General features: G+C 68.7%; 13 protein-coding genes. 3 read left to right on the forward strand and 10 right to left on the reverse strand.

Annotated elements, in window-relative coordinates:
* Positions 1-271 precede the first annotated feature (271 nt).
* Positions 272-550, reverse strand: a complete 279-nt coding sequence (locus tag ACZ5U5_RS20985) for a glutaredoxin family protein (protein ID WP_469023673.1) — start codon at positions 548-550, stop codon at positions 272-274.
* Positions 551-675: 125 nt separating this feature from the next.
* On the opposite strand from ACZ5U5_RS20985, the gene ACZ5U5_RS20990 reads away from it, so the two are divergent.
* The 3 genes from ACZ5U5_RS20990 (at position 676) to ACZ5U5_RS21000 (ending at position 4,241) form a co-directional block, all read left to right on the forward strand.
* Positions 676-1,626 (forward strand): HAD family hydrolase, encoded by a 951-nt coding sequence (locus ACZ5U5_RS20990; RefSeq protein WP_469023675.1) that lies wholly within the window; start codon positions 676-678, stop codon positions 1,624-1,626.
* A 301-nt stretch (positions 1,627-1,927) separates the two neighbouring features.
* Positions 1,928-2,719, forward strand: a complete 792-nt coding sequence (locus ACZ5U5_RS20995) for an ECF subfamily RNA polymerase sigma factor, BldN family (RefSeq protein ID WP_367044101.1) — start codon at positions 1,928-1,930, stop codon at positions 2,717-2,719.
* A 277-nt stretch (positions 2,720-2,996) separates the two neighbouring features.
* Complete coding sequence (locus ACZ5U5_RS21000) at positions 2,997-4,241, forward strand: DUF5667 domain-containing protein (protein ID WP_469023679.1); 1,245 nt, start codon at positions 2,997-2,999, stop codon at positions 4,239-4,241.
* Positions 4,242-4,311: 70 nt separating this feature from the next.
* Here the strand turns inward: ACZ5U5_RS21000 and ACZ5U5_RS21005 are convergent, their stop codons facing one another.
* The 9 genes from ACZ5U5_RS21005 to ACZ5U5_RS21045 all read right to left on the reverse strand — a co-directional run bounded on the left by ACZ5U5_RS21005 (position 4,312) and on the right by ACZ5U5_RS21045 (position 12,337).
* Entirely contained in the window at positions 4,312-5,397 is a 1,086-nt protein-coding gene (locus ACZ5U5_RS21005; protein WP_469023681.1) for a lysophospholipid acyltransferase family protein, read from the reverse strand.
* A 14-nt stretch (positions 5,398-5,411) separates the two neighbouring features.
* The gene (locus tag ACZ5U5_RS21010; protein WP_469023683.1) at positions 5,412-6,458 is read right to left on the reverse strand and encodes an NAD-dependent epimerase/dehydratase family protein; all 1,047 of its coding nucleotides are present in this window, start codon (positions 6,456-6,458) and stop codon (positions 5,412-5,414) included.
* A gap of 351 nt (positions 6,459-6,809) precedes the next feature.
* Positions 6,810-6,908 carry a 30S ribosomal protein bS22 gene (locus ACZ5U5_RS21015; RefSeq protein WP_003948845.1) on the reverse strand — a complete coding sequence of 33 codons (99 nt, stop codon included), beginning with the start codon at positions 6,906-6,908 and terminating at the stop codon, positions 6,810-6,812.
* A 126-nt stretch (positions 6,909-7,034) separates the two neighbouring features.
* Positions 7,035-7,244 carry a helix-turn-helix domain-containing protein gene (locus ACZ5U5_RS21020; protein ID WP_157996488.1) on the reverse strand — a complete coding sequence of 70 codons (210 nt, stop codon included), beginning with the start codon at positions 7,242-7,244 and terminating at the stop codon, positions 7,035-7,037.
* Between the two features lie 132 nt (positions 7,245-7,376).
* Entirely contained in the window at positions 7,377-8,192 is an 816-nt protein-coding gene (locus ACZ5U5_RS21025; RefSeq protein WP_469023686.1) for a phosphatase, read from the reverse strand.
* A 237-nt stretch (positions 8,193-8,429) separates the two neighbouring features.
* A complete protein-coding gene (locus tag ACZ5U5_RS21030) occupies positions 8,430-9,605 on the reverse strand; it encodes an acetoin utilization protein AcuC (protein ID WP_469023688.1) in 1,176 nt (391 codons plus the stop codon).
* Positions 9,556-10,773: an MFS transporter gene (locus ACZ5U5_RS21035; protein ID WP_469023691.1), complete on the reverse strand. Its 1,218-nt coding sequence runs from the start codon at positions 10,771-10,773 to the stop codon at positions 9,556-9,558. The genes ACZ5U5_RS21030 and ACZ5U5_RS21035 overlap by 50 nt, the downstream gene beginning before the upstream one ends.
* Positions 10,774-10,857: 84 nt before the next feature.
* Positions 10,858-11,547, reverse strand: coding sequence for a VC0807 family protein (locus ACZ5U5_RS21040; RefSeq protein ID WP_469023693.1), 690 nt, complete (start codon positions 11,545-11,547; stop codon positions 10,858-10,860).
* A 145-nt stretch (positions 11,548-11,692) separates the two neighbouring features.
* On the reverse strand, positions 11,693-12,337 hold the full coding sequence (locus tag ACZ5U5_RS21045) for an HAD family hydrolase (protein ID WP_469023696.1): 645 nt from the start codon (positions 12,335-12,337) through the stop codon (positions 11,693-11,695).
* Positions 12,338-12,456 lie beyond the last annotated feature (119 nt).

Raw genomic sequence — 12,456 nt, forward strand, 5'->3', positions numbered from 1 at the left:
GTCACACGTCCCCAGACCGCCCCGTCGAATGCAGGCTATGTCTTTGTGAACGCGTGCACAAAGATGGTGTCCGATTTGCCCGGCCAACGTGACCGGGGTCACGCGCCCCGGGCGCGCGTTCCTGGAACCGGCACACATGAGGCTGCGGTGCTCAATTGATGGGGGCAAAACCGCACACTCTCCTCACGATCATCGCCCCCGAGACCAAACCGCCCACGATCCTAAGGGACCATTCGGGCCGTTTGGACTCGTCGGTCAGTGACGATTCGGACTACGGAGCGAGCTCGCGCCGCAGCCGGTCCTCGTTCACACGCCAGAAGGTGTGCTGTTCACCATCGACCAGAACCACCGGGATCTGCTCCCAGTAGGCCTTGTTGAGCTCTTCGTCCTGCGTGATGTCCTTCTTCTCCCATACGACTCCAAGATCGCCGCAGACCTTCTCGATCACCAGCTGTGCTTCATCGCACAGATGGCACCCGGGCTTTCCGATCAGGGTGACCGTCCGGTCCTGGGGCTTCTTCTTCTCCGTACGGCGAAAAATCGGGCTCATGACACCATTCTCGCCCCGCCGACGCGCCGCGCGGGCCCCCTCTTTAACGGTGCGGTCGCGCAGAGTTCACAGCGCCGCATCCTGCCGACTCCGGAACGGCCGAACGAACTAGCTATGCTCACGACATGGCCGCTCTCGGATGGCTCACCCCCCGTAGGCGCTCCGCCACCGCGCGGAGCGTGTTGGCAGGCGAGGCCTCGGCTGAGGCAGCGCGCAAGACCTCCCAGCAGCTGGAGGCCCTCGACGATCTCGTCGCGGCCACCTCGCCGGAGGAACCCGAGGAGCCTGAGTTCCCGGTCTTCGGCGACGACAAGGCCGCCGCCTTCTTCGACCTCGACAACACCGTCATGCAGGGCGCCGCGATCTTCCACTTCGGCCGCGGCCTCTACAAGCGGAAGTTCTTCGAGCGCCAGGAGCTGGCCCGATTCGCCTGGCAGCAGGCATGGTTCAGGCTCGCCGGCGTCGAGGACCCCGAGCACATGCAGGACGCCCGCGACAGCGCGCTCTCCATCGTCCAGGGCCACCGCGTCGCCGAGCTGATGTCCATCGGCGAGGAGATCTACGACGAGTACATGGCCGAGCGCATCTGGCCCGGCACCCGCGCCCTGGCCCAGGCCCACCTGGACGCGGGCCAGAAGGTCTGGCTGGTCACCGCCGCCCCGGTGGAGACGGCCACGATCATCGCCCGCCGCCTCGGCCTGACCGGCGCGCTCGGCACGGTCGCCGAGTCCGTGGACGGTGTCTATACGGGAAAGCTCGTCGGCGAGCCCCTGCACGGCCCCGCGAAGGCGGAGGCGGTACGCGCGCTCGCGTCGGCCGAGGGCCTGGACCTGGGCCGCTGCGCGGCGTACAGCGATTCGCACAACGACATCCCGATGCTCTCGCTCGTCGGGCATCCGTACGCGATCAATCCCGATGCCAAGCTGCGCAAGCACGCGCGCGAGCGGGACTGGCGTCTGCGGGACTACCGCACCGGCCGCAAGGCCGCCAAGGTCGGCATCCCGGCCGCCGCGGGAGTGGGCGCCATCGCAGGTGGGACGGCCGCGGCCATTGCCCTGCACCGCCGCCGCGGCTGAGCATTCCCTCGGTCATACCCCGCCCGGGCTCCCGCCAGTCACGTTGGTAGCACTCGGCCACAACACGCCCTGCGGTGAGACGGAATGTGACCTATTTCGATCAACAAGCGCTCACTCTGCGCTACTTGAACGGGCATAGACCGGTAACAGAAGCGACGTAATCGGTGATTTGAGCAACTGGGTGTAGTGCCGCCTGTACGAAGCGTTATTCTCCTCAGACGCATTACGGACCCCACACGTCGCTACGACGGGTGAACGGTTCCGCACTGCACGTGATGGAAGCTCTGCCTCTGGGAGTCCCGTGTACCCACACGTCGGGGTTGACGCCTCGGGCCTGGCTACGCTGCGCGCAACGGTCGCCGACCGCTTGCGCGGCTTCGTCCCCACCGCGTACGCCGGCCCCGCCGTCCCCGCATTTGCCGTCCCCACACCCGCCGGGCCCGTCTATGCCCTGGCGGACAGCGGCGCGGCGGTCAGCAGACGATCTCGGTCCTCCGCTGCCGCCACCTCAACCCCCACCCACCGCCGTCCCGCCGCGGACAGTGACAGCGCCCGCATGATGGACCTCGTCGAACGCGCCCAGGCGGGCGAGTCCGACGCCTTCGGCCGTCTCTACGACCAGTACAGCGACACGGTCTACCGCTACATCTACTACCGAGTCGGCGGCAAGGCGACCGCCGAGGATCTCACCAGTGAGACCTTTCTGCGCGCCCTGCGCCGCATCAGCACGTTCACCTGGCAGGGCCGTGACTTCGGCGCCTGGCTTGTCACGATCGCTCGCAACCTGGTCGCCGACCACTTCAAATCGAGCCGTTTCCGCCTCGAAGTGACCACAGGCGAAATGCTCGACGCCAATGAGGTCGAGCGCAGCCCCGAGGACTCCGTCCTGGAGTCCCTCTCCAACGCCGCACTGCTGGACGCCGTGCGCCGCCTCAACCCCCAGCAGCAGGAGTGCGTCACCCTGCGCTTCCTGCAGGGCCTCTCGGTCGCCGAGACCGCTCGGGTCATGGGCAAGAACGAGGGCGCGATCAAGACCCTCCAGTACCGCGCCGTCCGCACGCTGGCCCGGCTGCTGCCCGACGACGTGCGCTAGCGCCGCGCGCCGTCCGTAGCCGTCCGGGGCCCTCTGTGACCGTGCGGAGCGCCCAACTCACGCTCCGTGGCGGCCAGATGGCCGTGACGGAATTAGGGCGGTCCGATCATCCTCCGTCCGTAACCCAAGTGCCGCGACGCTCGTTGTGCGGGATGCAGGCTCCCTGTGGTCGCCCTCTGACTACCTCCGCTCACTCTTTCGTGTGGAAGTGCTCAGGTCGGGCAACCCTCAGGACCCCCTGGGGAGTCGACCGTCATGACGAGAGGAGGTGCCGCCAGTGATCGCGAACGTATCGGCACACCGGCGGGCGAACGCCTTCGCCCAGGCCCTGGAGGAGCAATCCGACCAGGGCCCGGCGGCCGAGCAGTCCGAAGGTTCCGTCACGCCCGATTCAGGGCCGTCCGAAGCGACGGCCCCGGACAGGATGCTGACCCTGGCGACCGGCCTCGGCGAGCTGCCGAAGCCGGAGCTGGATCCCGAGGTCAAAGTGGTCCAGCGGGCCCAGCTCGTAGCTGCCATGGAGGCCATGCTCCTTGAGGGCACGGCCGCGGGCGGTGGGACCATCGGCACCTCGGTGCCCGAACAGCGGTCCCGTAAGGGCGCCCACCGGGCCACGGGACTGCGCAAACTGAAGCCGCGCTCCCGGCTGTCGCAAGGCATCGCCGCGGGCGGGCTCACCGTCGGCGTGGCCGCCGGCGCGTTCAGCGGGGTGGCCGCGGCCAGCTCCGACGCACTGCCGGGCGATTCGCTGTACGGCTTGAAACGCGGCATGGAGGACCTCAAGCTCGGCATGGCCGACGGCGACAGCGACAAGGGCGGGGTCTATCTCGACCACGCCTCGACGCGGTTGAACGAAGCCCGTCGGCTGATGGAGCGTGGCCGCAGCGGCGCCCTCGACCACGAGTCACTCGGCGAGATCAGGCGGGCCCTCTCGGGCATGCGGCACGACGCCACCGAGGGCCACCGCCTGCTGCACCAGGCGTACGAACGGGACGGCTCGCTCGGCCACATCCAGACCCTGTCCGCCTTCACCGAGTCGCACCGCAGGAGTTGGAGCGACCTGCAGAGCAGGCTGCCCGTCCAACTCGGTGACGTGGGCGATCAGGTCAGCTCGGTGTTCGACGCGATGGACCAGGAAGTGGACCCCCTCCGCTCCCTCCTCCCCCGCACCCCGGACAGGAGCGACACCCCCGGACAGCCGAGCCAGGGCGACTCCTCCGGCTCCTCGGCCCCGGACAGCCCCTCGGCCCCCGATTCCTCCCCGCGGGACGGAGCAAGCGCCGACCAGCGCGAACCCCGCCCGTCGGCACCGGACAAGGGCGAGGACGACGGCTTGCTGGGCGGCAACACGGGGGGCCTCCTGGATCCCCCGGAGTCCGACACCGCCCCCAGCAGCCCGTCGAACGGCGACTCCTCGGGCAAGGGCAAGGAGACACCGACACCGAAGCCGGACGTCACCGTGCCGCCCATCCTCCCCGGCCTGCTGCCGGGCCTTGGGATCGACGAAGAGGACGTGAGGTAGCACTCGGACACTCGCGTCACCGGACGGGCTGAACCTCTCCATGGGGTTCAGCCCGTTCGGCGTTCCCCAGTCAGAAGAAGACAGACCGCCGCTGCACCAGCAGCTTGTAGAGCGTGTGCTGGATCTGCTCCCGGACCTGATCGGTCAGGTTGAACATCAGCATCGGGTCCTCCGCGGCCTCCGGCGGATACCCGTCCGTCGGGATCGGCTCCCCGAACTGGATCGTCCACTTCGTCGGCAGCGGCACCGCCCCCAGCGGCCCGAGCCACGGGAACGTGGGCGTGATCGGGAAGTAGGGGAACCCGAGCACCCGCGCCAGCGTCTTCGCGTTGCCGATCATCGGGTAGATCTCCTCCGCCCCCACGATCGAGCAGGGAACGATCGGGGTCCCGGCCCGCAGCGCGGTGGACACGAACCCGCCCCGCCCGAACCGCTGCAGCTTGTAGCGCTCGCTGAACGGCTTCCCGATGCCCTTGAAGCCCTCCGGCATCACCCCGACCAACTCACCCCGCTCGAGCAGCCGCTCCGCGTCCTCGGCGCACGCCAGCGTGTGGCCCGCCTTGCGCGCCAGCTCATTGACCACCGGCAGCATGAAGACCAGATCCGCCGCGAGCAGCCGCAGATGCCGCCCCTCGGGGTGGTTGTCGTGCACGGCGACCTGCATCATCAGGCCGTCGAGCGGCAGCGTCCCCGAGTGGTTGGACACGATCAGCGCCCCGCCCTCCGACGGGATGTTCTCGATGCCCTTCACCTCGACGCGGAAGTACTTCTCGTACAGCGGCCGCACCAGGGACATCAGGACCTGGTCGGTGAGCTCCTCGTCGTAGCCGAAGTCGTCGACCTCGTACTCACCCGTGAGCCGCCGGCGCAGGAACGCGAGGCCACCCGCGATACGCCGCTCAAGGCCACCGCCACCGCCCCGCGGCTCCGGTTCGGCCCCGGACCCCGTGCCGGCGCCGGGGGCCTCCTGTCGCGCGGGCTCCGGCCCGGCCGGCTCCACCTGCGGCTCCCCGTCCTGCTGGCCGGGCATGGCCGTGACCTCACGCACGGCTGCCGGATCGTTCTTGCGCCGGGCGGTGCCCCTGCGCCGGGGCGGGCGCTGCGCACCCGCGCGCGACCGGTCGTCGTCGAACGGAATGACCTTGGCGTCCGCCATCGTTGACGCTCTCCTCAGTTGGCGCTCTGGTTGCCCGCGAAGGGCAGCGTGGCGATCCGGTCGATGACCCCCGCTACGGCCTGCGGCGGCATCAGACCCGGACCCCGACTGCGTACAAAATCCGCGAAGGTCTCCGCGGTCGTGTACTTGGGGCTGAAGCCCAGTGTCTCGCGCATCTGCCGGGTGGCGACGACCCGGCCGTGCGTGAGCAGCCTGATCTGCTCGGGCGAGAAGTCGGTGGCGCCCAGTGTGCGCAGCGCCTGGCCGACCCAGGTGATCGCGGGCATGAACACCGGGAGCGTCGGACGCCCCAGGCGCCGCGAGCACTGCGAGAGCAGCAGCAGGCCGTCACCCGCGATGTTGAACGTGCCGCTGTTCAGCGTCCCGCGCGCCGGGTCGTGTGCCCCGAGGCGCAGGACCTCGACCGCGTCGTCCTCGTGCACGAACTGCAGCCGCGGGTCGTAGCCGAAGACGGTCGGCAGGACCGGCAGCGAGAAGTACTCGGCGAGCGGGGAGTCCGCGGCCGGACCCAGGATGTTCGCGAACCGCAGCACACAGACCGCGACGTCCGGCCGCCGGCGCGCGAATCCGCGTACATACCCCTCGACCTCGACGGTGTCCTTGGCGAAGCCGCCGCTCGGCAGCGACTTCGGCGGGGTCGTCTCGGTGAAGACCGCGGGGTCGCGCGGCGCCGAACCGTACACATTGGTGCTCGACTTCACCACGAGCCGCTTGACCGTCGGCGACTTCTGCAGGGCGCCGAGCAGCTGCATGGTGCCGATGACGTTCGTTTCCTTGAGCGAGCCGCGGTTGCCGCCGGCCAGCGCGGTGCCCGTGACGTCCAGGTGCACGACGGTGTCGACGGAGAACTCGGCGAGCACCTTGGCGATCGCGGGCTGCCGTATGTCGGCCTGGACGAAGTCGGCGCCGCCCAGATGGTGCTCGGGAGGGACCGCGTCCACGGCGACCACCCGGTCGACCTCAGGGTCCCGGAGCACGCGTCGGACGAACCGCCCGCCCAGTTGACGGGCCACCCCGGTCACGAGCACGACCTTGCCCAAGATCAGCGCCTGCCTTCCCCAGCCCTCGACATCCTGCCGCGCCTCATCATTTCTCTCCTGGCACACGCTAGCGGGTCGATGTTGCGCTGTGATGACCGCCCGATGCAGGAAGTGACGACAGCCACAACATACGTGCACGGACCTGGCCCTATGCCCAGACCAGGACGTACGCAGGGGCGGGACGCACATCCTGCCCAGCGCTTACGTTCGAAACAAGCCCCCGGGCGGCCCGCCGAGGCCGGAAAACCGGCCGGAAGACACCCGGCGGGTGCCCCCCACAGAGTCGGGGAAACGCCGAAGCCCTCCCGTCGGATGACGGGAGGGCTTCGGTGCGCGTTGTACAGCTGTCGCTTACTTCTTGTTGCGACGCTGAACGCGGGTGCGCTTCAGCAGCTTGCGGTGCTTCTTCTTGGCCATCCGCTTACGCCGCTTCTTGATAACAGAGCCCACGACTACCCTCGCTCACTTCTCTTCACTCGGTGCGGGGCAGCTGACTGGGCCCACACGACCTACGTCGGCCCTAGCCTACCCGCCCCCGGGTGAGGGACGTAATCGAGGGGGATCGACCGGCTCCGGTCAGCCCGCCTCGACCCCTACATAGGACTCGCGGAGGTACTCGTGAACCGCCTGCTCCGGGACCCGGAAGGACCTCCCGACCCGGATGGCGGGCAGATGACCGCTGTGCACCAAGCGGTACACGGTCATCTTGGACACTCGCATCACCGAGGCGACTTCCGCCACGGTCAGGAACTGAACCTCGTTCAGCGGCCTCTGGTTATCAGCCATGACACCCCACCTGAACCTTCCGCACATGACGGGCACCGGCTTCCCCTTCCGGTGACTCTTCGTCGCTGCGCGCTCACTCCCCAGACTAGGGGCGGATGATGCGAGTGGGGAAGAGGAGTAGCGATCGGCCGCCTACTGTGACAGACACGCTCGATTGAGTACATAGCGAGTAAGCGGTCGGTAGTAATCAGACCGCACAGCGTCATCAAGCGGAACGACGACGGACACCTGCCCCTCGGCCTCTCCGACGAACAGCGCGGGATCGTCCGTATCCGCCAGACCGATCGCCTCAAACCCCAGCTGACCTGCCCCGCAGACCCATCCGTGGTCGCCGATCACGAGCTCTGGAAGCGGTCCGCCGGCCTCCGCCGCGGCCGCGAGAGCGGCTCGAACCGGGAGCGGGGAGTGGGTATGTGCGCCGGTCTCACTCCCGGTGGGACGCGCGCCGGGTTCCCGCACCAGCGCGACTCCTTGTACGTAGTCAAGGTTGTACGTGCGTAGACCGAACCGGGTCGTTATGTCGACACTGCTGCCCTGCGCGGGGGTGAGGACGGTGCATCCGGCCGCCGACAAAGCGTCCGCCAAGGCGGCGTAGAAATCGAGGAGCCGGTGCGGATGTCCCGTCCCGAAGAGCACGGGAAGCCGCCCTCGCACCGCCTGGGCGAGCCTCTCGGCGAAGGCGTCCAGCGCGGCCAACGTCCGCTCCGGGTCGATGACATCGACCCCCGAGGTGTGCCGCGGGTCGGCGGACACCCCGCATTTGTCGGCCATGAGGCCGAGCAGGTCACCGGGCCCCCAACTCCACTCGGGGTCGAGGCCGAGCAGTATCCGCGGGTCCCGGGCCGCGAAGAGCCGATAGCTCCGCAGGCTCTCCTCCCGCGTGGTGGCCACGGGCCCGGCCAACCGGGCGGCCAACAGATGCGCACGCAACGCTCCGGTGCTCAACACGCTGTGAGCGTGCCGCAGAGAAGGCCCCAGCACCGCCAAAACCCCGGAAAACCCCCACAGTTGGGCTAACGGGGGCACACTGCGGACCCGATTCAGCCCGTCCGGCGTCTGAGGATGTCTTGTAAGGGGGTCCAGGGGGCGGAGCCCCATGGTTTCGGGAAGGGGTGCCCGCGCGCGGAGCGCGCTAATGGGTGCAGCGGGGAAAGCCCCGCAGGGCCCGCCCGAACCGACGGCCTCCTACGGCAACAGGCCCCGCAACGGAAACGCCGCCCGGCGAGCAGCAAGCACGGCCTGGTCGAGCCGGTCCGCGGGGTCGTACCCCTCGGACCACTCCGCCCAGGAGACGGGCCACCGCCCATCACTCATCCGCGAAGGCGCCAACTGCCGCGTACGAGCGAAGACTTCCTGCCGCCAGGCCTCAGGAATCTCCGCCGAGGGCAGCACCTCCCGCCCCGCGGCGATGGCGGTCAGATGGGTCCAGGACCGAGGCACCACATCCACCACGGCGTACCCACCCCCACCCAGCGCGACCCACCGGCCATCGGCGTACGAGTGCGCCAGCTCATGGCAGGCCACCTGCACCGCCCGCTGAGCATCGAGCGAAACGGCCAGATGAGCCAGCGGATCCTCGAAATGCGTGTCAGCCCCGTGCTGGGTCACGAGCACCTGCGGCCTGAACTCCGCCAACAACTCCGGCACCACAGCGTGGAACGCCCGCACCCACCCCGCGTCCCCGGTCCCGGCCGGCAACGCCACATTGACCGCCGAGCCCTCCGCCGTCCCGGCCGCCCCCGTCTCCTCGGGCCACCCGGTCTGCGGAAACAACGTCCGCGGATGCTCGTGCATCGAGATCGTCAGAACCCGCGGATCGTCCCAGAAGGACGCCTGCACCCCGTCCCCGTGGTGCACGTCCACATCCACGTACGCGACCCGCTCCGCACCCAGCTCCAGCAGCCGGGCGATCGCCAACGACGCGTCGTTGTAGATACAGAACCCCGAGGCGGACCCCGGCATCGCATGATGCAGCCCACCCGCGAAGTTCACCGCGTGCAGCGCTTCCCCGCGCCACACCGCCTCGGCCGCACCGACCGACTGCCCGGCGATCAGCGCCGACACCTCGTGCATCCCCGCGAAGGCGGGATCATCCACCGTCCCGAGGCCATAGCTGCCGTCCGCCGACGCCGGATCGGCGGACGCGGCCTTGACCGCCTCCACATAGTCCTCGCGATGCACGAGCCGCAACGTCGAGTCACCGGCACGCTTGGCCGCGACCACTTCCAGCTCGCGGTCGAGCCCGAAGGCACCGACCAGGCTTCTGGTCAGCGCGAGCCGGACCGGGTCCATGGGGTGCTCAGGACCGAAGTCATAGCCCGTTACTGCCTCGTCCCACATCAGCTGTGCGTGGCCGCTCATGCCCGTCACCGTATCTGTCCGCTCCGGGGGCGAAAGACCGGGCGTACAACAAGGTCACGAGCACCAACACCATGGGAACGAGCATCGCCCCGCGGTAGTTCCAGGCATCCCCCAGCGCACCCACCAGCGGTGAACCGATCAAGAACCCCACGTAGTTGAAGATGTTGAGCCGCGCGACAGCGGCGTCCGAGGCCCCGGGGAAGAGCCTCCCCGCCGCGGCGAAGGTCTGCGGAACGATCACGCAAAGACCGAGCCCGAGCACCGTGAAACCGAGAATCCCGACCCACGCCCCCGGCGCCACCGCCACGACCGCGAACCCGAGAGCACCCACCACCGACCCGGCCCGCACCACCGCCACGGCCCCGAACCGCCGCACGCCCAGGTCCCCGAGGGCCCGCCCCAGCAGAGTCATGACCATGTAGACGTTGTAAGGGACGGTCGAGACCTCCTCCGAACTCCCCAGCACGTCCTGCAGATACTTCGCGCTCCAGTTGGAGACGGTCGAATCCCCGATGTACGCGAAGGTCATCACCAGGCAGAGCGGCAGGAGCAGCTTGAAGACGACCGGGCCGCCCTTCCCCTCCCCATCGCCATCGCCATCCTTCGCGGCCTTGGCATCGACGTACCACCGGCTCCCCACGAGCGCCGCCGGCAGCAGCACCACGACCACCGGCAGATACGAGACGAAGAGCGACAGATCCCAGTGCGCCCCCGCCCAGGCGATCGACGCCCCCGCGATCCCGCCCAGGCTGTACGCCGCGTGGAACCCCAGCATGATGCTGCGCCCGTACGCCCGCTGAAGGCTCACCCCGAGCATGTTCATGGACGCGTCGAGCGCCCCCACCGAGAGCCCGAAGGCCCCCAGCGCCAGGGCCACTTGCCACAGGGCGTCGCCCGCGCCGACCCCGAGCAGCGACAGGAGCACCACGGGCTGCGCCCACCGCAGCACACGGCTGGGCGCCACCCTCTTGACCAGCCATTCCGTGCCGACGCTCCCGACACCCGCGAGGATCGGCACCGCGGCGAGGAACACTGGCAGCAGGCCGTCGGATATCCCGTACCGATCCTGAATGGCGGGGATCCGCGTCACCAGCAACGCGAAGGTCACGCCCTGCACCAGGAAGCTGAACGCCAAAGAGGCCCTGCCGCGCCGCAGCTCATCTGTCATGGCTGCAGAGCGTAGGACCCCCGACTACCGGTGGGTAGATAGATCACCCACCCAATTCCCGGCCCGCCGCGCCACATCACGGCCTCACCGGCCGAGAGCGGCAACCTTCGCGGTCACCTGCTTCTCCATCGGATCGACGACCAACGGCCCGCTCGCCACCACCGTCGCCGTGATGGTGACGCCGGCGATCACACCGCCGAGCCACACCATGGTGTCGACCGGCAGCGTGTACGCCCCCACGACCCGCACCGCGGCCTCACCGAACAGCGCGACACCCCACATCACCGAGAACGTACGCTCCATACGAGCGAACCGCCCCCGCTCGGCGATCAACCGCTCCCACACAGCGGTCCGCACCGGATTCCCCTTGGTCACCCAGGGCTTGAGCCCCACGGTCATCAACGGCCGCCCCGCGGCCACGGACACCAACACGGCGATCCCGATCGTCGCGGTGATCCCACTGTCCTTGGCGAGCATCAGACGCGGGTCACCGGCCAACAGACTGAGCAGCAGCCCGACGACGTTGGCCGCCAGGATGAGCACCGCGAGGCCATTGACCCGCCGCTCCTTGACCACGCTCCACAGCGTCCGCCCGGCGGGCACCACGCTGCTCCAGGCGAGCGCCGCCATCGTCCCCATCCCAAGGCCCTTGCTGAGCAGGTAGTACGAAGCTGTCGGCACCACCGCGTCCAGCACGAGCGGCTTCAACGACTCCCAACGGGACTGCCGGACACGGGTTTCCGCGGGACAGGCGAGCTGGCTGGTTGCGCTCATGGCGTTGGGTCCTCCGTCGTCACTGACACTGTTACGTCCCGTTCGTTCTCGACGTACTCAGCTTCGCGGCGACCACCCGTCGCCCGACAGAAACGATCGTCCGGACCTCGCGATGACAATTGTCAGGCCACTCCCACGGCCCGCGTCATACGAGCAGGTCAGGCAACTCCCCCAGGTCTCCGAAGAGTTCGCTGGCCCCCGAGAGCCGCTCGGCCGGCGTCATGGCGGTGAACCCGAACACATCCATCCCGGCCGCCACCGCGGCCTTCACCCCCAACGGGCTGTCCTCGACCACCACACACTTCTCGGGCGCCACTCCCATCCGCTCGGCGGCGTACAGAAAGAGATCCGGCGCCGGCTTCCCCCGCCCCACATCCTCGGAGCTGAAGATCCGCTCGTCATCGAACCACCGGTCGAGTCCGGTCCGCCGATGACCGACACGAATCCGCTCATGGCTCCCGGACGAGGCAAGGCAGTACGGCACTCCGCCGGCCTCCAGCTTCTCCAGTACATCGACGGCCCCCGCCACAGGCTCCAGCTCCCGCTCGAAGGCAGCGAATACACGAGCGTGGAAAATCACGTCAAAATCCTCGGGCAGCCGCTGTCCACTGCGGTCAAGAACAAGGTCATGTACGCGATGGACGGCGGCGCCCATGTAGTCACGCAGGGAGTCCTCATACGTGGTGGGGTGGCCGAGCTCGGTCAGATAGGCGGCCAGGATGGTGTTGGAAAGCGGTTCGCTGTCGACGAGAACGCCGTCATTGTCGAAGATGACCAAGTCGTATCGCATAACTTGACCCTAAACGCAGAAAATCCCCGCACCCAGAGGGTGCGGGGGTTTCCCGTTAATAATAGTTCGGCGGCGTCCTACTCTCCCACAGGGTCCCCCCTGCAGTACCATCGGCGCTG

The sequence above is a fragment of the Streptomyces sp. NPDC033177 genome, assembly GCF_055577715.1.